Below are 22,047 nucleotides of genomic sequence, written 5' to 3' on the forward strand. Positions count from 1 at the left end.
CATGGATTATATGATGTGCAGCCATCGGAGGAGCTAGAACATGCAATTCGACGTTGCACGCCATATCGGAGCGGTCACGCGGGAAGTCGCCAGCCGGGAGCATGAGGGCAAGCCGGCGCGGGCCGTGATCGCAGCGCGCAGCTTTCCTACCGCCATCGACGACGCCTGGGACGCCTTGACGAGCGCCGAGCGCATCCCGCGCTGGTTCATGCCGATCGAGGGCGATCTGCGGCTCGGCGGCCGCTACCAGCTGCAGGGCAATGCCGGCGGCACGATCACCGAATGCGAGCCGCCGCGCCGACTTGCCGTCACGTGGGAGTTCGGCGGCCAGACGAGCTGGGTCTATGTGACTCTCACCTCGGAGGATGCCGAGAGCACTCGGCTGGAGCTCGAGCACGTCGCGTTGCTCGAAGACGAATATCTCAAATTCTGGGATCAGTTCGGGCCGGGAGCGGTGGGCGTCGGCTGGGACCTCTCCGTCCTCGGGCTCGCCGCCCATCTGGAGACCGGCGAATCCGTCGCGCCCGAAGCTTCCAAGGAATGGACGGCGAGCGACAATTACCGGGATTTCGCGGCGAAAAGCAGCAGCGCCTGGCGCGAAGCCTCGATCGCCTTCGGGACGAATCCCGAGGCGGCGGGCGAAGCTGCCGATCGAACGACCGCTTTCTATACCGGCACCGGTGAGGGTGCCGAGTCCGGGGGCTGATGCACGCATTCGACGTCCTCGGCGATCCGGTACGACGCCGGATCCTGGAGCTGCTCGCCGGCGGCGAGCAGTCGTCCGGCTCGATCGTCGAGGTGATCCAGCACGAGTTCGGGATCAGCCAGCCCGCCGTATCGCAGCATCTGAAGGTGCTGCGCGAAAGCGGCTTTGCGACCGTCCGGGCCGACAAGCAGAAACGGATCTATGCCGTCGACACGGCTCCGCTCAAGGAAGTGGACCAGTGGCTCGAGCGCTTCCGCGCCTTCTGGGAGCCGAGGCTCGAGGCCCTTGCCACCGAAATCGCGCGCGGCAAACGCAAGCGCAGACTCGAAGATTCAGATCGCGGCTAATGCCGCGTCTCTGAGGCCGCGCCAGACACGAAGCGCCTGCAGCGTCTCGGGCACGTCGTGGACCCGCAGGAGCTGCGCGCCCTGCTCCGCCGCCTTGAGCGCGAAAGCGATCGACCCACCGAGCCTCCGATCCGCCGGCGCTTCGTTCGACAACGCGCCGATCGTGCGCTTGCGGCTGGCGCCTAGCAGGATCGGGCAACCCAGCCCGTGCAGCAGCGCCAGGCCATTCATGAGCTGCAGATTGTGCTGCACCGTCTTGCCGAAGCCGAAGCCCGGATCGACGACGATGTTCTCGCGAGCGACTCCGGCGGCGGCCACGGCGTCGATCCGGGCCTCAAGCCAGTCATAGACTTCGAACAGCACCGGCCGTTCATAATACGGATTGTCCTGCATCGTTTCCGGCGCACCCTGATGATGCATCAGCACCACCGGGCAGCCGGCCGCGGCGACAACCTCGACCGCTCGCGGATCCCACGTCAATGCCGACACGTCGTTGATCAGCCCGGCACCGGCGGCGAGCACCGCCTCCATCACCGCAGCCTTGCGGGTGTCGACCGACACCGCCGTGCCCGAAGCCGCGAGCCGTTCGACCACCGGAACGGTCCGCGCCATCTCGTCGCCTTCCCAGACCGGCTTCGATCCCGGCCGGGTCGACTCGCCGCCTAGATCGATCATGGCCGCCCCCGCCGCAGACATTTGATGGCCTGCCTCCGTCGCCCGATCCGGCGTATCGAACCGGCCGCCGTCGGAGAAGCTGTCCGGCGTGACGTTGACGATTCCGGCGACCTGCGGCTGATCGAGCCGGATCACCCGGTCGCCCATCAGGAGCGGCGGACGTGGTGCCGTCAACCGCTCCCACGCCACGCGCGCTTGCGGCGGCAGGTCCTCGAGCTGCGATTCGATCGCCTCAACCGGCACCAGGCGCGGCGCGCCGCGCACGCCATTGTCGAAAGTCTCGACCTCGACCGCCGAGAACCAGAGCAGTCCTCCGGCGAGCCGCGCCACCTTTCCGTCATGGCCGAACGGTGCGTCGACGAAGGCGGTGGGCCGCAAATAGGTCTTCGTCGCCATGTCCCTCAGCTCCCGGTCGCGCCATAGCCCCCGCCGCCGGGTGTCCCGACGACGAAAAGGTCGCCCACTTCCATTTCAGCCGAGGCCGTGGCGGAGAGCGTCTCCTCCTTGCCGTCGGCGCGAACCACCTTGTTGACGCCAGGGGAGGCATCAGCGCCGCCTTCTATGCCCCGCGGCGGCTTACGCCGGCGATTGGAAAGGATTCCGGCGCTCATCGGCTCGAGGAATCGCACGTGGCGCTCGATTCCGTCGCCGCCCCTGTACCGGCCCGAACCGCCGGAGCCACGACGTATGGCGAACCGCTCCAGGATCACCGGGAACCGGGTTTCCAGAATCTCGGGATCGGTGAGGCGGCTGTTGGTCATGTGAGTGTGGACCGCGCTGGCGCCGTCGAAATCCGGTCCGGCCCCGGCGCCGCCGGCGATCGTCTCGTAATATTGATGCTCCTCATTGCCGAAGGTGAAATTGTTCATCGTCCCCTGGCTCGGCGCGAGCGCACGCACCGCGGCGAGCAGGCAGTCGGTCACCACCTGGCTCGTCTCCACATTGCCGGCGACAACCGCCGCCGGATATCGCGGATTGAGCATCGAGCCTTCGGGAACTTCGAGGGTGATCGGCCGCATGCACCCGTCGTTGAGAGGGATCGCATCGTCGACCAGTGTGCGGAAGACATAGAGCGTCGCCGCACGGCAGATCGAATAAGGAGCGTTGAAATTGTCGGGCTGCTGCCGGCTCGTTCCGGCGAAGTCGACGACCGCCGAGCGGCGCTCCCGATCGACCCGGATCGAGACGCAGACGACGGAACCATTGTCCAGCTCGTAGCGAAATTCGCCATCCTGAAGCCGGTCGATGAGGCGCCGAACCGCTTCCTCGGCATAAGCCATGACATGCGCCATGTAGGCGTCGATCACGTCACGGCCATATTCGGTGGCGACGCGGACGAGCTCGCCCGCCCCACGCGCGCAGGCGGCGATCTGAGCCTTCAGATCCGCGATATTTCGGTCGGGGCTGCGAGCTGGCCAGTCTCCCGAGGCGAGCAGGTCGCGCAACTCCGCCTCGCGAAAGCGCCCGCAATCGACCAGCAGGAAATTGTCGATGAGCACACCTTCTTCGTGCACCGTTTTGCTGTCCGGCGGCATCGATCCCGGCGCGATGCCGCCAATGTCGGCATGGTGGCCGCGCGCCGCGACAAACCATGCGGGCATCGGGTCCCCTTCGATGAAGACCGGCATGATCACCGTGATGTCGGGTAGATGGGTGCCGCCGCGATAGGGGGCATTCAGCACGTAGACGTCGCCGCGCATCATCCCGCGCCCGTCTCTGGGACGGCCGTCCTCATCCGGGCCGCGCGCCTCGATGATCGTGCGGATGCTGTCTCCCATCGATCCGAGATGGACCGGAATATGCGGCGCGTTGGCGACCAGCTGACCTTCCCGATCGAACAGCGCGCAGGAGAAATCGAGCCTTTCCTTGATATTGACTGACGAGGCCGTGTTCTGGAGCGCGACACCCATTTCCTCGGCGATCGCCATGAACAGGTTGCCCATCACTTCGAGCATGATCGGATCCACCTCGGTTCCCATCGCCGAAGCGCTTTCGCGCGGCACGGCACGCGTGAGGATGAGGTTGCCGAGATCGTCCACCCGCGCTTGCCAGCCGGGCTCGACGACCGTCGTCGCGGAGGGATCCACGATGATGGCAGGGCCGAGAATCCGGTCGCCAGCCGTTAGCGTCGCACGGTCGTAGAGCGCCTCCCCCGCTTCGGTCGCGAAGGCGGACTGCCCGGGCGATCGCGGAGGGATGGCGTCTTCGCCCCGCCGCGGCGGGAGAATGTCCCCTCCCCGACTCTTCGCGTGATCCGCATCCGCGTCGCTCTGCAACGGAGAGACGAGCGCCTCGCCCTTCCCCACCGCCTCGACGATCGCTGTCTCTACCGTGATCGGCGCATCCGACGTAAAGCCGAAGCGACGCCGGTGCGCTTCGGTGAAGGCGGCTTCCATCCCCTCCCCTAGCTCGACCTCCAGCGCCGTGTCGCTGCCTTCGTAGCGCAAGGCGGCACGGCGACGAACGTCCGGCGCCTCGACCCCCTGGTCGCGCAACGCCGCGACGGCCTCCCGGGCAAGATCGTCGAGCACCGACGCCAGATCGTCGCCGGCTAGGCTGCGCTGGCGCAGCTCGACCCGGTCGGCCAGGCCCATTCCATAGGCACTGAGCACGCCGGCAAGCGGGTGAACCATCACCTGGCCGATGCCGAGCGCGTCAGCGACCAGGCAGGCATGCTGCCCGCCGGCGCCGCCGAAGCATTGCAGCGTATAATTCGTGACGTCGTGACCGCGAGCGATCGAGATCTGCTTGATCGCATTGGCCATATTGTCGACCGCGATGCGGATGAACCCCTCGGCGACCGCCTGCGCGTCCATCCCTGCCTGCTCCGCGATGTCGACACAGCGGGCATGCGACGCGTCGACATCGATCGCCTCGTCGCCGTCGGGGCCAAAGACACGGGGGAAATGCTCCGGCCGTATCTTGCCGAGCACCACGTTGCAGTCGGTGACCGTGAGCGGGCCGCCGCGGCGGTAGCAAGCGGGTCCCGGCACAGCACCGGCGCTGTCCGGCCCGACCCGGAAGCGGCGGCCGTCATAATGACAGATCGAGCCGCCTCCGGCGGCGACGGTGTGGATCTCGAGCATCGGCGCGCGCACGCGGACCCCCGCGACAGCGCGTTCGCTGGTCCGCTCGTAGCTTCCGGCGAAATGGGAAACGTCCGTCGACGTCCCGCCCATGTCGAAGCCGATGATCTTCTCGAAGCCGGCCTGAGCCCCGGTACGCGCCATGCCGACGATCCCACCCGCCGGCCCCGACAGGATCGCGTCCTTGCCGCGGAAAGCGGCGGCGTCGATCAGGCCGCCGTTGGACTGCATGAACTGGAGGCCGGCTACGCCGCCGGATGCGGCCCGGAGGCCCGCGACGACCCGATCGACATATCGGCGTAGCACCGGCGAGAGATAGGCGTCGACGACGCATGTGTCGCCCCGACCAATCAGCTTGATCAGGGGCTCGACCTCATGGCTGACGGAGACCTGGGAGAAACCGATCTCCCGCGCCGCCTGCGCCAGCTGCCTTTCATGATCGATCCAGCGCCAGCCGTGCATCAGCACGATCGCGACCGCCCGGCACCCACGGCCGAACGCCGCCTCGAGCCCCGACCGGGCGCGCGCCAGATCGAGCGGCCGGATCACTTCGCCGTCCGCCTTCACCCGCTCGTCGACCTCGACGATCTCGTCGTAGAGCGGACCGGGCAGCACGATCTTTCGGGCGAAGATGTCCGGACGCGCTTGATAGCCGATACGTAGCGCGTCGCCGAAGCCGCTCGTGATTGCCAAGGCGACCTTCTCGCCCTTGCGCTCGAGCAAAGCGTTGGTGGCGACAGTCGTTCCCATCTTCACCGAGGCGATGCCGGCGCCGCCATGTTCGGCGAGGATCTGGCCGATTCCGGCGACTGCGGCATCCTCGTAGCGTTCGGGATTGTCGGACAGCAGCTTGCGCACCGCCTGCCGCCCGTCCGGCGATCGCGCGACGATATCGGTGAAGGTGCCGCCTCGGTCGATCGAGAAAGTCCAGCCGGCGTTCATGGCGCGGCCCTAGCCCGTTTTGGGGCCGAGTGGAATCGCAAGCGGTCGAGAAGGTGCGACTCCGCCTGGAGCAAAGCCGAAGATCCAGCTCGTACGACTGAGCCAGCCAATCCGCGGCACGCTAGGCCGATGGCGGAACGGCATTATTCGAAAAGGCCCTGTCGGGCTCAACGATCTTCGAAATCCGCATGCGCGCGGCGAACGTCGTCGAGCCAGGCAGGGTTCAGGTTCCCCAGACGCAGGATTTCTTCGGCAATCGGCAGGGGCAGGAGCTTCGAGAAGGCGACCCCGCATCTGGCGCCGCAGGTCCAGCGCACGTGGCCGCCGATAGGCAGCAGCTCCGGAAACTGGATCATCAGCGCCTGCCCATCGCGAATAACCTTTCGCTGCCCGCGCAGCACCGGCAGGCGAGTCGTCATCATCAACCCACCGACCGAGATGTTGCCCACGACGACGTCATGTTGGGTGCCGTCGAAATAGACGACGCTCGGGAGCTCCAGCTTGGCCCGACCCGCTCGGGGGCTGCGCACGCGCCGGCGGATCTCACCCATTTTCGCGATGACCTCGGGTGCTATCGGCCGTTGAAACTGGATTCCGATGACCCCCTGCCTCGCCCAGCGTGCGATGCCGATAAGGCGCGGGAAGTTCTGGGTAACGACCACCACCTGCTCGCCGACGCTCACCACCGAATCCTCGCTCGCGATGCGCATACCGCCCGTGGACAGTTCGACGATCCAGCAGTCGTGCTCCGATGCCGGCAACCGCAACCGACCCATCACTCCGGCGTCGTGACGCGTCTGCGAGCGACGCTCCGAACCAGGCTCCGTCGAAGCAGTCGAAACCGCGTCGGATGCCGACGGCGCATCCTGCGAGACAGGCGATTCCTCGGCAGGACCAGCCGCGTTCGGTGTATCGCCGAGCTCCTCCGTTCCGCCACCGCCGGTCAGGTCGTTCTTCCGAGCGACGTTCTCACCCAGGTTCTCCGACAGGGCGATGGATCGCGCGAAGGCCGGGAACCATTGCATATCAGCGGGTTCCGGCCGCACGGCTCAACGTCGCCAAGCCCGTCCTCGGGAGCGTTGCGGAGAAACGGGCGAAGCTTCCGCCCCCAAGCTCGGGCGGAATGAACCGGCGGGAGGCTGCAGATGGGCGATGGTGCGTGTCGGCAAGCACTTTATCAACCTTTCGGCTGTTCACCTTCGACCCAAACGGTTGATGGCCGTTTAACCGCGACATGGTGAAAGCCGCGGCAGGCCTCCGCGAGCCAGCCTGACGACTGCCCAGTGCTAGACCGCCATCGGCCCCCGTCCGAGGGGATGATCCCGCAACGGGAACAGACGCCGGTGAAGGGCCGCTGCGGCCCCCGCCGGAAAAGCAGACGCCTTTCCGGGAACTGCAAGCGGACCCGCGGCTTTGGCATGAAGTGAACCATCCTTCCTCCCCAGTCCCGGAAAGCGGCGCCGATTATCGCTCCGACATTCCGCGAGCGGGGTGGAAGGGCATCCTCATCTCTACCTGGAAGGAGGCCGGCGAGGACAATCTCGGTCTCGTCTCCGCGGGCGTCGCATTCTACGCCTTCCTTGCCTTCGTGCCGTTGCTCACCGCCGTCGTGCTGAGCTACGGCCTGGTCGCCGAGCCCGCCTCCGTGGTTCACCACATGGATAGGTTGACCGAGCTGATGCCGGAAAATGCCGCGCAGGTCGTCGGCGACCAGCTCGAGAGCATGACAGCCACGAGCGGGACCCGGACCGGCCTCGCACTCCTGCTGGCCATCGGAATCGCGCTCTATGGAGCGAGCAAGGGGGCGGCGGCGGTCATCACCGCGCTCAACATCGTGTTCGAAGTGGCGGAGAGCCGTGGCATCGTCGCACGCACCTTGATGGCGCTGGCGATGACGGCAGGCGCGGTGATCACCCTGATCCTCGCCATCTTTGCCGTCTCGGCGCTCAATCTGGCCGAGCAGCTGCTACCGGAACTCGGCGGAGCGATGCAGTTGCTGCTGAAGGCCGTCGCCTTCCTGATGGCGGCCTCCGCGGTCATCCTTCTGCTGGCCATGATCTATTATTGGGGGCCGAACCGCGCAGACGCGCAGTGGCGCTGGATCAGTGCGGGGTCAGCTCTGGCGACGCTCGTCTGGCTGGGCGCGACGTCCGGCTTCGGTGCCTATGTCGCGAATTTTACCAATTACAATGCCACTTATGGTTCGCTTGGCGCGATCATCGTCTTTCTGACATGGCTCTATCTCAGCGCCTATATCGTCCTGCTCGGCGCCGAGCTGAATTCGGTCCTTGAGGAGAGGACCGGTCGCAAACCCGACGCCGCCCCCCAGGCGGCGGGCCCCAACGAGCCGGCGAGGCGCGACCCCGTACCGTCGCTCGGCACGCTCGCCGTCCGGCTGGGCGCATTTTCCATCTTGCTCTCGTTCCTGGGGCAATCTCGATCGGGCGCGGCCCGGAACCGACCGGTGACCTGACGGCCACCCGCTCGGCCCATGCAGAGACTTGGCTGCGACAGGTCATCGCCCCTGCCGCGGCGCGGCTCCACCAGCGCGGATCTCGACGATGGAACGGCGGCAGGCGCCGAAGGGAATGTCCAGGCCGCCGCTCCGCCTCAGTTTCCGGTGCCGCTTACATCTCGCTCGTAGGTCTGAATACAGCGATCCTGGCCTATATCGAGTTCGCATGGCGGGTAATCGGACTGGGAGGCCGCGGGTCCGCCGACGCCCCGGAAGGCGCCCCGAGTGCCGGCTTCATTCCCCGCCGCGACCGAGCCGCCCGCGGCGTCCTCGTTCATCGCGGCCTCGCTCGCCATCGCACCGGTCGGCGAAGCGTCGGCATGTCCGGCAATCGGCTCGTAGGGCCCGCCGAGCGCGCGCCCCTGCTCGTGAAGCTGGATGCAACTGTCGTCGCCCGGGCCGGGGGCGCAGGGCGGATAGGTCTGCGCGACCGCGTGCGGACCGTCGACCGGCCGGGCGAAACCCGGCGTTCCGAGAAGCGACAGCGCACCTGCCGCGAGGAAGAAATGCTTCACAACCGGCCTCCGACCCGTTCGAAACGACCAACGGCCGTTTCGGAGAATCGATCCTAGAAGGCGCCGTCGATCCGCATCGCATATCCCTGCGCCACACGGCGGAAGCCAGCCGCCGCCAACGCCGCGCCCACGGCCGGATCGGTCGAACGGACCAGCAGGTCGAGGCGGTAGCGCCCGTCCGGAAAGATCCGAACGTCGAGCCGCTCCATTCCGGAGCGGCCGGCCAGCGGGAGGAGCAAAGCGTCCCCGGCGCAGCGCGCGCGGCCGACGAGTTCGGGCGAGATGCCGATACCTCCCGCCTGAGCCGAGACGATCGCCCGCACGCCGCCGTCGGCACGGACACAGCGGCCGCCGGCGAACCCCGCGCTGAGATCGTCGAAGTCGAGCGATGTGAGGGGCAGCGGCGCGAACAAGGTCCCGGCCCGGATCCGGCCGTCGAAATCCTCGAAACCGAAGCCGTGGCGGGAGACCGAAACGGCGCCCACGAGGCCGTTTTCCTCCGCAGCGATCACGCTCAGCCTCGCGCGGCCGAGGAACAAAGGCAGCAGGTTCAGTCGCGCATGGACGTCTCCAAGGGCGACGGGCCCGATCCGCGCTTCCTGGAGAGCGCCGTTCCAGACGCTTCCCGTGGCGGAGCGGGCGGCAAGTCCGCGCTCTTCAAAGCCAAGACGGTCGAGCGCCAGGCGAAGCGGAAAAAGCGCCACCAGAGTGAAAACGAACGCCGCGAGCAGGAACAGCGTGCGGCCGATCGGCAGGCGGACCGGCATCAGCGGCCTCGTGCCTTGAGCTCGAGCTCGACGGCCAGGGTCCTGTCGTCGTTCGCACGAGCGCGCAGGCTTTCCACGACCAGGCCGTCCTGCTCCATCCGACCCAGCCAGGCGAAGACAGCCTGGGGCCGCGCGGCGTCAATGGAGACCGAGGCGCGCGCCGGCCCTCGCGCAACGATCCGCGCTCCCGTGAAGCCGGCCTCGGCCGCGGTACGCCCGATGTGGGAATCGACGGGCAGTGGCGCGGAAGCCGTTGGCCCGCCCGATGCCCCCGCCGCGGCGCCCATGCGAGCCCGGGCCTCGGCAAGGGCGCTTACGGCTTCGCCGTGACGCTGCTTGGCGGAATCCAGGGCATCGGCCAGCGGCCGGATCACGATCAGCCAGAGCAGCACCAGGGCGACCAGCGCGAACATGACGAGCAGCAGCACGCGCTCGCGCTCGGAGCGGAGTCGCCACCATTGAACGAGCGTCGCGATCACGCCGGCCGCACCGTCACGTCGGCCGTTGGACGTCCGCCGGCGCTTCGAGTCTCTCCCGCTTCGACGCGAAGGCCGGCGGCTTCCATGCGCGTCCGGAGCGCTTCGAGCGTCGCTGGACTGTCGAGCATCACGGTCGCGGCGAGGCTTCCGTCGGCGCGGTATTCGATCCGGGCAAGCTCTATGCTCGGCGTGTCGCGAACCGCGGCGAACAAGGCTGCGGCGGTGGCGCCGAACCCCGGGCCGGCATCGGCGCCGCCCGCCCGCGCCCGGGCATTCAGAGCGTCCGCCTCCGCCTGCGCGCGATCGGCGGCGAAGGTGTAAGCGAGGATGTTGGAGACCTGGGCCGCAAGGGTAAGGACCGCGAGCGCCATCGCCAGGACCGCCACCCGGCGAGCTCGGCGTCCCTCCAGGCGCCAACGGCGACGGCGGGCGAACGGCCCCTGCCGCAGGTCGAGCGGCGGCGAGCCGACGAGGGGCGCCAGGGCCGCTTCGAACGCGGCCTCCTCGAGCGTCTCCACCGGCGCTCCGGCGATCAACGGCTCGGCGAGTTCCGGCTCCAGGCTGAAAGCCGCCGCCGGTCCGCAATAATCGGAGAGCGCACCGCGGGAGCGCCGCACGAAGCCCGACTCCGGAACAGGGAGCAGCAAGGGTCCGGGGACGATCGCGTCGGGATCGAGCCCGGCCGCTTCCGCGGCGGCGAGCCATTGCGACATCTTCGCCATCGGCACCATCGCCGCCGGCGTGCGGCCTTCCTCAGGCCGGCCGACGGCCACGTGCAGGCTCGACAGCGGCTCGGCGCTGGCGTCCGCGAGCATCAGCCGCGCGGCTGCAGCGGCCTGGGCCGGCGCAAGACCGCCGGCCAGATCGAGCCAGCGCAAGGTCAGCTGCTCGCCGGGCGCAACGAGCACGATTCCAGCGGGGGCATCCGGCAGCCCGTCGGAGACGTCGCCACGGCCGGCGATGCCGCCTTTGCCGAGCAACAGCCATCGTCCGAGACCGCCCGCCTCGTCGAGAAAGACCAGGAGGGTCGCCGCGTCGGCGAGTTCAGCTGGTGATGTCTTCATCTTGGCCGGAGCCCCCTTCGCGGCCGTCGGCGCCCAATGACGCGACCTGGAACGGGCGCCCTTCCGGCCCAGGCGCGCTGTAGCGATAGGCATTGCCCCATGGATCCTCGGGCAGGCGCCGGACGTAGCGGCCCGCGATGAGCGCTTCGAGTCCCTCGTCGCTCGTCGGATAGCGGAGATTGTCGAGCCGGTAGAGTTCGATCGCCTGCTCGAGAGTGGCGATGTCCGCCCGCGCCTTGGTGACGGCAGCGCGGTCGGCCGCGGGCATGACGTTGATCATGACCACGGTGGCGAGCAGTCCGATGATGACGATCACCACCATCAGCTCGACGAGGGAGAATCCGGATTCCTCGTGCTTGATGCGGCGCCGGCGGCGCAGTTTCGGCAACATTCAATATCCTCCGGCCAGCGTGTCCAGTTGCAGGATGGGGAGCAGGATCGACAGCACGATCAGGGCGACGATGACGCCCATGATGATGATGATCGCCGGCTCCAGCAGCGACAGAGCGGTCGATGTAAAGGTATCGAACTCCCGCTCCAGATAATCGGCCGCCCGCTCGAGCATCAGGTCGAGCCGTCCCGAGGCCTCTCCCGAGGCGGCGAGATAGACCAGCAAGGGCGGGAACACGCCGGCCTTGCGCAGCGCCCCGGACAGGCTGCCGCCAGTGCGGACCGATTCGGCGATACCGGCCGAAGCGGCGCGAAGTACCCGGTTGTGGACCGTGCCGGTGGTGAGGGTAAGCCCTTCGAGCAACGGCAGCCGGCTCGCCACCATCGTCGAAAGGGTGCGCGCCAGCCGCGCCGCATGGAGGTCGCGGATCAGACGGCCGACCAGGGGGACGCGCAGCAGGGCCGCGTCGAACTTCATCCGCAGCCCCTCCTCCTTCAAGGCCCGGGCGCCGAGGAAGACGGCGAGCGCGCCGAGGATGAGCAACGCCCACCACCAGTTGCTGAGGAAGGTCGAAAGCCCGATCACCATACGGGTGAGCAAGGGGAGCTCCTGGCCCACATTCTCGAACTGCTCGACCACTTTGGGAACGACGAAGATCATCAGGGCGAAGACGACGAAGGCGGCGACCACCGCCAGCACCAGGGGATAAGCGAGGGTCGAGAGGACCTTGCCGCGGACCTGCGCCTGACGCTCGAGCAGGTCGGCGAGTCGTTCCAGGATGTGCGGAAGCGTCCCCGATCCTTCACCGGCGGCGATCATCGCCCGGTAGAGCGGCGGAAAGCTCTTCGGCTCCCGCCCCATCGCATCGGATAGCCGCCGCCCTTCGACCACGCCTTCGTGCACGGAACCGAGGATTCGCCGCACCTCGTCGCGCTCGGCCTGACGGGACAGTGTCCGCAGCGCCTCCTCGAGCGGAGCGACCTGAACGAGCGTTGCGAGTTGGCGGGTGAACAACGTCAACTGCCGGGCGCCGAGCCGGCGGCGGGCGATGAGGCCTCGCGAAAGCAAGGGGGGCGCCACCTCCCCCGAACGCGGCTCGATCCGGACGACGTAGAGCCTGCGCGAAGCGAGCTGAGCCCGCGCCGCGTCGGGCGTCTCGGCGCGCACCGAGCCGCGCCGCTCCCGCCCGGCGGTATCAAGCCCGACATAGGCGTAATCAGGCATCGGGCGCCTCGTGACGCGACACGCGCACCGCTTCCTCCGGGCTGGTGACGCCATCCAGGACCAAGGTGCGCGCCGCGCGCGCCAGCGTAGTGACGGACCGGAAGGCATGGGCGGCGATCGCCGCCTCGTCGCCACCGGCATTGATCAGCCTACGAATCGTCTCGTCCACCTTCACCGCCTCGAACAGGCCGATCCGCCCCTTATAGCCGGTTCCGCCGCAGGAGGGGCAGCCGCGCGGCTCGTGAACGACGGAGTCCGGTTCGATCGCGAGCAAATCCGACAAAGAGGGTGCGGCGCGGACCGGCGTTCGGCATTCCGGACACAGGCGGCGTACCAGCCGCTGGGCAATGACGGCGCGGACCGTCGACGCGATCAGGAACGGCTCGACCTTCATGTCGCGCAGGCGGGTGATCGCGCCGACGGCGTCGTTGGTGTGAACGGTGGACAGGACGAGGTGCCCGGTCAGCGCCGCCTGGACGGCGATCTCGGCCGTCTCGCGGTCGCGAATTTCGCCGACCATCACCACGTCCGGATCCTGGCGCAGGATTGCGCGCAGCCCGGCGGCGAAAGTGAGGCCGACCTGCGGATTGATCTGCGTCTGGCCTATTCCGTCCATCGCATATTCGACCGGATCCTCGACCGTGAGGATGTTGCGGCGACCGTCGTTGAGCTGCTTCAGGCCGGCGTAGAGCGTCGTCGTCTTGCCCGATCCGGTAGGCCCCGTGACGAGGACGATCCCGTTCGGCTCGGCCAGGGCCTCGCGATACAGCCGGTCGGCCTCCGGGGTCATGCCGAGCCATTCGAGATCGATGCCGGCATTGTCCTTGTCGAGAATGCGCAACACCACGCGCTCGCCCGCGCGGCTCGGCAGGGTGGAGACTCGGACGTCGATGAGCTTGCCGCCCAGGGTCAGGCCGATCCGGCCGTCCTGCGGCAGGCGCCGCTCGGCGATGTCCAGTCGCGCCATGACCTTGACGCGGCTGACCACCACCGGCGCGACATGGGCCGGCATCTTCAACACCTCGCGCAGCACGCCGTCGACGCGCATCCGGACCACCAGGCCGGTCTCGTATGGCTCGATATGGATATCGGAGACGCCCTGGCGCACGGCGTCGGCGATGATCCCGTTGATCAGCCGGATCGCCGGCGCGTCGTCCGACGTGTCGAGCAGGTCGTCGGCACTCGGCAGCGCCGCGGCGATATGGCCGAGATCGTCGTCGAAGCCGAGCGAACCGGCGGCGTCCGCCGCCACGCCGGCGCCGGATGCGTAGAGGTCAGACAGCAGCCGATCGAACGCCGCGGCATCCACCATGCGAAGCACAAAGGGCCGGCCCAGGAACCGCCGCAGCTCGATCAGGCCGGCCGGATCACTCCCCTGCCGCATCGCGACGTCGGGGCGACCGTCACGCTCGCCCGTGGCGATCAGGCCGTGACGCCGGGCAAAGCTGTAAGGGAGGAGGCGGGTCAGCGACTCGCGCGGGGACGCCGGGTCGTCCTCCGGTGCGGCCACCGCGGCCGGCTCGTCGCCGCGGGCGATCTTCATGGCTGGGTCGGCGGCGGCACCGGCGGCTCGGCCGGCGCCACGACCGCGTCCTGCGGCTGCTGCACCGCCGTCGCGCCTGGCGGAACGGTGCCGAGATAATCGCGGACCAGTTCGTCCAGCGTCGGCTCGCGATTCGGATTGGCGAGAAGCTGCTGGCTGCGCGCATAGCCGTAGCGGCGCGCACTCATCGCCTGGGCATCCGCGGCCGAACGCAGGATGGTCGGTCGGATGAACACCATCAGGTTGGTGCGGCCGCGGGCCCGCCCGCGCGCCCGGAACAGATTGCCGAGCACCGGCAGGTCGCCGAGCAGCGGCACTTTTTCGAGAGTCCGGCGCTCATTATCGTCGAGCAGGCCACCGATTCCGACGATCTCGCCGTCGTCGACGGTGATGGTCGTCTCGATCTCGCGCTTGTTGAGGATCAGGTCCTGGAAGTCGCTCGATACCGGTCCGGCGATCGAGCTCACCTCCTGCCTCAAGTCGAGCTTGATCGAGCCGCCCGCATTGATCTGGGGCCGAACCTCGAGCGTGATCCCGACATTCTGGCGCTGGACGGTGCGGAAGGTGTTGTCGAAATTCTCCGACAACGCCTCTCCGGTGGTGATCGGAATTTCCTGCCCGACCAGAATTCTCGCTTCCTGATTGTCGAGCGTCATGATCGACGGGGTCGACAGGATGTTCGACTGATTATCGGAGCGGACCGCATTGACGATCGCGCCGAAGATCGCATTGCCGCTGCGGAACGCGGCACCGGCCAGCCCGCCATTGATCCCCGCCAGCTCGGCCGCGGCGGCGTCGATAAGATCCGATCCGCCCTCGCTCGTCGTGGTGGTCGTCGAGCCGTCGCCGGTGGTGACCGTCGTGGTCGTGCCACTGAGCTCGCGCGCCGCGATGGCGCCGGCGATCGTGCCCAAGTTGGGGGAGATGCTCGAATAATTGGTGACCGCGAACGGGATGTTCGATCCGCGCAGGCCGGCGAGGAAGAGCTGGACCCCGAGCTGCTGCGCCGCAGTGTCGGAAATCTCGACGATGATCGCCTCCACCAGTACCTGCTGGCGGCGGACGTCGAGCTGCCGAACGACCTCGCTCAGCATGCGCTGGACGTCCGGCGTCGCCGAGATGACGATCGCGTTGGCGCCCTCGAAGCGGGTCACCACGGCGTTGCGGGCAGCGAGAGGAGGCGTTCCCGTCGGCGCCGAAACGGCCACCGGAGCCGCTGACGGCTCGGGCTCCAGGGCGGCGGCGTTGTCGCCGTCGCCGCGGCGGCTGCGGCGCGGCGTGCTCGGCTGGGTCGGAGTCTGGCCGAGCAGCCGCTGGAGCACCGGCAGAAGCTGCTCGGCGTCGGCATGTTCGAGGAAGACGACGCGAATCTCGCTCCCGCTCGCGGCGCGACGGTCGAGCTCGGCGGCGATCTCGCCAAGCTGCGACACCGTCGCTGCGTCGCCGCGTAGCGCGACGGCGTTCGAGCTGTCTATCGCGACCACCGTCACGCCTTCGGGCGAGAGCTCCGCAAGGGCGCCGGCTATCTCGCGCGCGCCTGCATTATCGAGTCCCACCAGCCGTGTGACGCCACCGTCGACGTCGATCTGGGCCAGCACCTGCCGGATGCGGCGGACATTGTCGGCGAAATCGGAGACGACGATCGAGCTGCGCCCCGCGGTGATCGATCCGTCGCGACTGACCAGCGGACGCAACGTCTCGACCGCAGCGGTCGCCTCGACATTGCGGACGCGCAGTATCTCGGTGATGAAGCCGCTCGGGCTTCCGCCCCGAGTGCCGCCGACCGGCGCCGAAGCGGCGGCGCCGGCGATCGGCTGAACCCTGAGCGCCCCGCCCGCCGCTGGCACGGCGACATAGCCATTCGCGCGCAGGGTCGACAGGAACAGCTCGAAATATTCGCTCCGCGTCAGCGCCCGGTCGGTCACGACCGAAACGCGGCCCTGGACGGACGGGTCGATGATGAAGGTCCGCCCGGTCACTCTCGCCGCGTCCTGGATGAACGCGCGTATGTCGGCGTCGCGCAGGTTGAGCACATATTGAGACCAGACCGGCGACAGCGGCGTCAGCACCAGGGCAAGGGCGACAAGCAGGCGTTTCACAGATCAAGCCTCACCACGATCGGCACCGTACGACCGGCGCGGTCCACCAGGACGGTCGCCCGCCCGTTCGAGCCCTGGACGAGCGCGCGCGCCTGTTCGGGCGAGCTGATGCGCTGACCGTTCACGGAGACGATGACATCGCCGGGGGCGAAGCCGGCCGCGCGAAACGCCTGGCCGCCATCATCGCCGGGGGCGACGATGATCCCGTCCACCCGGCCTTCGTTCATCCGCGTCTGAAAACGAATGGGTGGCGCAGCCGGAGCGGCGGAGCTGGGCTGGGCCGGAACCGGCGCCGGCCCCGTCGGCGCGGAAACCGCGTTGGAAGCGGGGGCGCCTGGGACAGGCGCCGCGGGCGGCACGGATCCCGATTGGTCCAGAAAGACCTGCTCCAGGGCGCCGTTGCGCCTGATCGTCACGCTTTCGAAGCCGACTTCGGCCAGGGTAACGCCGGGCATGATCTCCTCGCCGACCCCGAAGCTGTGCTGGCTCCCGTCCGGCAAGGCGATGATCGCGGAGCCGCGGCCCGTAGCCCGGTCCTCGCGAATGCCGTGCAAGGAGAGATTCAGCGAAGTGACGACGGCAGCGCCGCCGCCGGCGAGCCTGAAGAAGGGATCGAAGTCCGCAAGCGCCGAGTCGCCGGGCGGGAGAAGGGGGGTTGCGCCTTTATAGTCGCCGACGGGGCCGACCGGCGTGACGACGATCCAGACCAGGCGCGCGGCCTGCATGGCGATCAGCGCGAGAAGCAGGAGCTCCGCCGCGGAGAATGCGGTGAGGTGAGGAAAGCGGCCGAGCAGGCGGTCGGCGCGCGGAATTGAGCGCAAGCGCATCGAAGATCCGATTCCCCCTCCCCGTCGAGCCATGCGGCCCAGCTATGTCCGCCGTGTGACTCTTTGGAGACAGTAAGCGGACTCACGCGCCGGCTCATCGTGCTGAACTGGATGGCTGAAACGCCTCCCCCTTCCCCGAAGAGTCGCGAAGAGGAAGGTTCACAGCTTTTCCGGCCGTGCGCAAGCCCTTCGAGGGGCGCGTGCGCAGGGGGTGAAGGGATCGGTGGGGCGGCGCCTCTAGGGAAAAGCGCCGCCCTCGGATCTTCACCCTATCGGAGGCATTATGGATGGAAGCTGAATAACTTGTGTCAAAGAAATGGCATGAGATCCGCTCCCGCCCTTGGGGCGACGATCAACCATATCGGCCAGGCCGTCACCGCCATCAACGCGCCGAGCGGCAGGCGGCTCGAACCGCTCACGGCCTCGCCCCGAAGCCGCATCAGCAACACCGCGGCGAGCCCCAGAAGGCCAGCCCCGAGGAGGACGAAGGGAAGCTGAGTCGCCCCAAGCCAGGCGCCCAGGGCGGCCAGCAATTTGGGGTCGCCGCCGCCCAGGCCTTCCCGACCGCGCACGTGACGATAGACGGCCGCGATCGCGGCCAGAACCGCCCAGCCCAGCACGGCGCCGAGCAGGCGGTCGGCGAGCGGCGGACCGAACCCGGCCCAGCCAACAAGCAGCCCGAGCGGAATCAGCGGCAAGGTGAGCTTGTCGGGGAGCCAGTGATGCTCGACGTCCAGCGCGACGAGCAGGAGCAGCCAGAGGCCCAGCAGCAGGGTGACGGCGGCGAGCGGCAGCGGATGGGCAATCAGGGAAATGAGGCCGAGCAGGGCGGCGACGAGTTCCGTGGCCACATGGCGCCGGTCGATGCCCGCACCACAGCGACGGCACCTGCCGTGCAAGGCGGCGTAGGATAGAAGCGGCACCAGATCCCGCGGCCCCAGCGGCGTTCCGCAACTGTCGCAGCGCGACTGGCCGGCGACCACGCTCCTTCCGCGCGGCCAGCGGATCAAGAGGGTCGCGAGAAAGCTGCCAACGATGGCGCCGAAGACAAGTCCCAGCGCCAGGAAGAGGATGTCCGGGCCGGCCCCGGTCATTCTCCGGCCGCGGCGAGGAGCCGACGGGCCTGGACGAGGTGGGGCCTATCGATCATCCGACCGTCGAGCGACAGAGCGCCGGCGTCCGGCTGGGATTCGAACGCTTCGATGACCCGGCGAGCATGAGCAATCTCGGCATCGGACGGCGTGAAGGCGGCGTTGATCACCGACACCTGATCCGGATGGATAGCCATCATGCCGGTAAAGCCGTCGCGGCGAGCGCGCCCCGCATAGGCCTGCAGGCCCTTCGAATCCCGGAAAGACGGATAGACGGTCTCGATCGGCGCCACTCCGGCGGCGGCCGCGCCGAACAGGCAGAGCGAGCGCGCAAGTTCGTAAGGGGGCGTGAATCGCCCGTCCGGCTCGCGGCTGGCGGAAGCCCCGATCGCCGCAGGCAGGTCTTCCGCGCCCCAGGTGAGCCCGGCGAGTCGGTCCTGGCCGCCGAAGGTGCCGAGTTGAAAGATGGCCGCCGGCGTCTCCGTCGCAATGGCAAGGATTAGAGCATGGCTGTCGCCGCGCCCGGACAGCAGGCGGTCGAGCGCGGCGACGGATCCGCCGCCCTCCGCCTTGGGAAGGACGATCCCGTCCGGCCGCGACGGGAGGATCGCCTGCAGGTCCTTGTCGATCTCGGGACCATCGAGTGGATTGACCCGCACCCACAGCTGGACCGGACGGGGACGCCTCAGAAAGCGCGCAACCGCTTCGCGCGCCTCCGGCTTGACCGTAGGCGCGACGGCATCTTCGAGATCGAGGATCAGGGCATCGGCGCCGGACCGGAGCGCCTTCTCCATCCGGTCGGGCCGGTCACCGGGCACGAACAGCAATGAACGCAACTTCATGCGGGCCGTCTCTGCATCAAGGCGGTGCGCTCCATCACGCAGACCAACTCTTCGCGCTGATTGTACATGCGGTGCTCGAAGGTGACGATGCCCGCCTCGGGACGCGACTGCGAATCCTTCAGGCCGACCACTTCGGTCTCTGCCCTCAGCGTGTCGCCGATGAAGACCGGCTTGGGCATGCGCACCTTGTCGTAACCGAGATTGGCGACGAGCGTGCCGAGCGTGGTATCTCCGACGGAAAGGCCGACGAGAAGCGCGAAGGTGAAGGTGCCGTTGACGACGATCCGGCCGAACTCGGTGCCTTCCGCATAGGTCTCGTCGAGATGGAGCGGCTGCGGATTGTGGGTCAGCGCCGAGATGAGAAGATTGTCGGTCTCGGTGACGGTACGGTGCGGCTGGTGTCGGATTCGGTCACCCAGCGTCCACTGCTCGTAATAGCGGCCGGGCATTTTACGCCTCCGTTCCGAGATCAATTCCGAAATGCCACGGAAGCCTGACATCCGAGCCCTTTGCGAGACGCCTCCGGAAGTTTTCGCAATCGCCTGAACCTCGGCCTTCGCAGGGGTGACGAGGGACGATCATTCCCCTTCCCCTTTCTCGATCCGCACCAGCAGGGCGCCCTCACTCACTTGAGCACCCTCGGCGACGTTGAGTTCGGTGACGATGCCGGCGAAGGGCGCGGTGAGGCTATGTTCCATCTTCATCGCTTCCAGCGTCACCAGCTTCTGGCCGCGCTCCACCTTCGTACCCGCCGACACGTCGACCGCGATGACGCGACCCGGCATCGGCGACTGCACCGCCCCGTCGAGCGCATCGCCGGCGCCCGAGGATCCGGCGGCGCCGGGCAAGGTGAAGGCGAAGGCCTGGCCGTCCGAAAAGACCAGGACCGAGCCGCCGGAAGCCGTTGCCACGCCTTCGAGCGGCCGCTCAGCGTCGGCCTCGATCGTCCGGGTCGTGCCGGCATGGCTGAGGCTGATCCGCGCCGCTTCCGCCGCATTGGCCCTGAATCCAGCGAGCGCGCTCCACGGGTCGCCCTCCCCGTCCTCGCCGAAATCGACGGCGAGCATCGCCGCTGCGGCCATGTTCCAGACTCCTTCGGAAGGTGCCGGATCGGGCAGCAGCGATTCGAGCTTGGACGGGATAAAGCCCGTATCGACCTCGCCGGCGCGGAAGTCCGCATCGGCGGCGGCGCGGGCGAGAAAGGCGGCATTGGTCCTGACCGGCCACACCTCGACCGCCTCGAGCGCACCGACCAACTCGTCGATTGCCCAGGCCCGGCTGGGGCCGTGAGAAACCAGCTTGGCGATCATCGGGTCGTACCAGGGGCTGATTCGGTCCCCTTCCTCGACCCCGGTCTCGATCCGCAAGGTTCGCGGCAGGTCGAAATGGTCGAGCCGCCCGGTCGAAGGCAGGAACTGGTTGACCGGGTCCTCCGCATAAAGTCGCGCCTCGATCGCATGGCCCTGGATGGCGAGCTCGTCCTGCCGCTTCGGCAGCGTCTCGCCCGCGGCGACGCGGAGCTGCCACTCGACCAGATCCTCGCCGGTAATCTCCTCCGTCACCGGATGCTCGACCTGGAGGCGGGTGTTCATCTCCATGAACCAGATGCGGTCGGCGCGCAGCCCTTGCGAGCCGTCGGCGATGAACTCGATCGTGCCCGCCCCGACATAGTCGACCGCGCGCGCCGCCTTGACCGCCGCCTCGCAGACGGCGGCGCGGGTCGCCTCGTCCATGCCGGGAGCCGGCGCTTCCTCGATCACCTTCTGGTGGCGGCGCTGGAGCGAGCAGTCGCGCTCGAACAAATGGACGACATTGCCGTGGGCATCGCCGAACACCTGGACCTCGATATGGCGCGGCCGCTCGATATATTTCTCGATCAGCACCCGGTCGTCGCCGAACGAGGCCGCCGCCTCGCGCTTGCAGCTGGCGAGCATTTCGGCGAACTCGCCGGACGCATTGACCTTGCGCATGCCCTTGCCGCCGCCGCCGGCGACCGCCTTGATCAGCACCGGATAGCCGATCGCATCCGCCTCGGCCTGCAGCCGCTCCGGCGCCTGTTCCTCGCCGAGATAGCCCGGCGTCACCGGCACGCCGGCTTCGGCCATCAATTTCTTGGCGGCGTCCTTGAGGCCCATGGCGCGAATGCTTTGGGGCTTCGGGCCGACCCAGATCAGCCCGGACTCGATCACTGCCTCGGCAAAATCGGCATTCTCCGACAGGAAGCCGTAGCCGGGATGGATGGCTTCGGCGCCCGTTTCCTTCGCAGCGGCGATGATCCGCTCGCCCAGCAGATAGCTTTCCCGCGCCGGGGAAGGCCCGACATGCACCGATTCGTCCGCCTCGCGCACGTGCAGCGCCCTGGCGTCGGCATCCGAATGCACGGCAACGGTGCGGATGCCGAGACGACGCGCGGTGCGGATCACCCGACAGGCGATCTCCCCGCGATTGGCGATGAGCAGCGAGCGGATCATCGAGTGGCGCACCCCTCGGTTTCGACGGTGAAGCTGACATTGAGGATGCGCCAGCGGCCATCTGCCTTGGCGAGATCCACGAGATTGACGCCGCAGTGGGAGACGGCGCCGTCGACGAGGAAGTCATATTCCGCCCAGACCGCCGCCAGGCTGCCCCGGATCCGGACCTCCGGATCGAACATCCGTTCCTCGAGCCGCCGGTCCGCGCTCATGATGCGCTTCGTCCACTCCTCCCACGAACCGGTGCGGACGACGACCTGGCCGTCGCGGACGACGTGACTGGTGATCCGTCCTTCCGGAAGGAGGATCGATTGGATCGCCGCCTGGTCGCGACCCGCCAGCGCGTCGAAGAGTTGCTGTACGGTGGCGAGCACTTCTTCGCGTTCATCCGCCTCGGCAGCTCGGGCCGGCGAGGCCAGAGCAAGGCAGATCAGGGCTAACGGACCGAATAACCTCATCTTCG

The 22,047-nt window shown here is 68.1% G+C and carries 20 protein-coding genes; 3 read left to right on the forward strand and 17 right to left on the reverse strand.

Going from position 1 to position 22,047, the window contains the following annotated elements:
• Positions 1-40: 40 nt before the first annotated feature.
• Entirely contained in the window at positions 41-706 is a 666-nt protein-coding gene (locus tag EKM57_RS02495) for an SRPBCC family protein (RefSeq protein ID WP_129790855.1), read from the forward strand.
• Positions 706-1,053 (forward strand): helix-turn-helix transcriptional regulator, encoded by a 348-nt coding sequence (locus EKM57_RS02500; protein ID WP_129790856.1) that lies wholly within the window; start codon positions 706-708, stop codon positions 1,051-1,053. Before EKM57_RS02495 ends, EKM57_RS02500 begins: the two co-directional genes overlap by 1 nt.
• On the opposite strand, the gene folP is transcribed toward EKM57_RS02500, so the two are convergent.
• From folP to EKM57_RS02515, 3 genes are all read right to left on the reverse strand, one after another.
• Positions 1,039-2,124: a dihydropteroate synthase gene (folP, locus tag EKM57_RS02505; protein ID WP_129790857.1), complete on the reverse strand. Its 1,086-nt coding sequence runs from the start codon at positions 2,122-2,124 to the stop codon at positions 1,039-1,041. The two genes, EKM57_RS02500 and folP, sit on opposite strands and share 15 nt — an antisense overlap.
• A 5-nt stretch (positions 2,125-2,129) precedes the next feature.
• Entirely contained in the window at positions 2,130-5,756 is a 3,627-nt protein-coding gene (locus tag EKM57_RS02510) for a hydantoinase B/oxoprolinase family protein (RefSeq protein ID WP_129790858.1), read from the reverse strand.
• Positions 5,757-5,923: 167 nt separating this feature from the next.
• Positions 5,924-6,781 carry a PilZ domain-containing protein gene (locus EKM57_RS02515; protein ID WP_129790859.1) on the reverse strand — a complete coding sequence of 286 codons (858 nt, stop codon included), beginning with the start codon at positions 6,779-6,781 and terminating at the stop codon, positions 5,924-5,926.
• A 398-nt stretch (positions 6,782-7,179) separates the two neighbouring features.
• On the opposite strand from EKM57_RS02515, the gene EKM57_RS02520 reads away from it, so the two are divergent.
• Positions 7,180-8,229 carry a YihY/virulence factor BrkB family protein gene (locus tag EKM57_RS02520; protein ID WP_165357154.1) on the forward strand — a complete coding sequence of 350 codons (1,050 nt, stop codon included), beginning with the start codon at positions 7,180-7,182 and terminating at the stop codon, positions 8,227-8,229.
• 137 nt (positions 8,230-8,366) lie between these two features.
• Here the strand turns inward: EKM57_RS02520 and EKM57_RS02525 are convergent, their stop codons facing one another.
• The 14 genes from EKM57_RS02525 to EKM57_RS02590 form a co-directional block, all read right to left on the reverse strand.
• Positions 8,367-8,786 carry a hypothetical protein gene (locus EKM57_RS02525; protein ID WP_129790861.1) on the reverse strand — a complete coding sequence of 140 codons (420 nt, stop codon included), beginning with the start codon at positions 8,784-8,786 and terminating at the stop codon, positions 8,367-8,369.
• A gap of 53 nt (positions 8,787-8,839) precedes the next feature.
• Positions 8,840-9,553, reverse strand: a complete 714-nt coding sequence (gene gspN, locus EKM57_RS02530) for a type II secretion system protein N (protein WP_129790862.1) — start codon at positions 9,551-9,553, stop codon at positions 8,840-8,842.
• Positions 9,553-10,032: a type II secretion system protein GspM gene (gene gspM, locus EKM57_RS22365; protein ID WP_129790863.1), complete on the reverse strand. Its 480-nt coding sequence runs from the start codon at positions 10,030-10,032 to the stop codon at positions 9,553-9,555. Before gspM ends, gspN begins: the two co-directional genes overlap by 1 nt.
• A complete protein-coding gene (gene gspL / locus EKM57_RS22370; protein WP_165357155.1) occupies positions 10,029-11,096 on the reverse strand; it encodes a type II secretion system protein GspL in 1,068 nt (355 codons plus the stop codon). Before gspL ends, gspM begins: the two co-directional genes overlap by 4 nt.
• Entirely contained in the window at positions 11,077-11,487 is a 411-nt protein-coding gene (gspG, locus tag EKM57_RS02545; protein ID WP_129790865.1) for a type II secretion system major pseudopilin GspG, read from the reverse strand. The genes gspL and gspG overlap by 20 nt, the downstream gene beginning before the upstream one ends.
• A complete protein-coding gene (gene gspF / locus EKM57_RS02550) occupies positions 11,488-12,711 on the reverse strand; it encodes a type II secretion system inner membrane protein GspF (protein ID WP_129790866.1) in 1,224 nt (407 codons plus the stop codon).
• Positions 12,704-14,254 carry a type II secretion system ATPase GspE gene (gspE, locus tag EKM57_RS02555; RefSeq protein ID WP_129790867.1) on the reverse strand — a complete coding sequence of 517 codons (1,551 nt, stop codon included), beginning with the start codon at positions 14,252-14,254 and terminating at the stop codon, positions 12,704-12,706. The genes gspF and gspE overlap by 8 nt, the downstream gene beginning before the upstream one ends.
• Positions 14,251-16,353, reverse strand: coding sequence for a type II secretion system secretin GspD (gene gspD / locus EKM57_RS02560; RefSeq protein WP_129790868.1), 2,103 nt, complete (start codon positions 16,351-16,353; stop codon positions 14,251-14,253). Before gspD ends, gspE begins: the two co-directional genes overlap by 4 nt.
• Complete coding sequence (locus tag EKM57_RS02565; protein ID WP_129790869.1) at positions 16,350-17,180, reverse strand: type II secretion system protein N; 831 nt, start codon at positions 17,178-17,180, stop codon at positions 16,350-16,352. Before EKM57_RS02565 ends, gspD begins: the two co-directional genes overlap by 4 nt.
• A 308-nt stretch (positions 17,181-17,488) precedes the next feature.
• On the reverse strand, positions 17,489-18,274 hold the full coding sequence (locus EKM57_RS02570; protein ID WP_129790870.1) for an A24 family peptidase: 786 nt from the start codon (positions 18,272-18,274) through the stop codon (positions 17,489-17,491).
• Complete coding sequence (locus EKM57_RS02575) at positions 18,271-19,113, reverse strand: CoA ester lyase (protein ID WP_129790871.1); 843 nt, start codon at positions 19,111-19,113, stop codon at positions 18,271-18,273. The genes EKM57_RS02570 and EKM57_RS02575 overlap by 4 nt, the downstream gene beginning before the upstream one ends.
• A complete protein-coding gene (locus EKM57_RS02580; protein ID WP_129790872.1) occupies positions 19,110-19,562 on the reverse strand; it encodes a MaoC family dehydratase in 453 nt (150 codons plus the stop codon). Before EKM57_RS02580 ends, EKM57_RS02575 begins: the two co-directional genes overlap by 4 nt.
• 129 nt (positions 19,563-19,691) lie before the next feature.
• Positions 19,692-21,584 carry an acetyl/propionyl/methylcrotonyl-CoA carboxylase subunit alpha gene (locus EKM57_RS02585; RefSeq protein ID WP_129790873.1) on the reverse strand — a complete coding sequence of 631 codons (1,893 nt, stop codon included), beginning with the start codon at positions 21,582-21,584 and terminating at the stop codon, positions 19,692-19,694.
• Positions 21,581-22,042 (reverse strand): nuclear transport factor 2 family protein, encoded by a 462-nt coding sequence (locus tag EKM57_RS02590; RefSeq protein ID WP_129790874.1) that lies wholly within the window; start codon positions 22,040-22,042, stop codon positions 21,581-21,583. The genes EKM57_RS02585 and EKM57_RS02590 overlap by 4 nt, the downstream gene beginning before the upstream one ends.
• Positions 22,043-22,047 lie beyond the last annotated feature (5 nt).

Origin of the sequence: Sphingosinicella sp. CPCC 101087, assembly GCF_004151485.1 — a bacterium.
In the GTDB taxonomy this organism is placed as follows: Bacteria; Pseudomonadota; Alphaproteobacteria; order Sphingomonadales; family Sphingomonadaceae; genus Allosphingosinicella.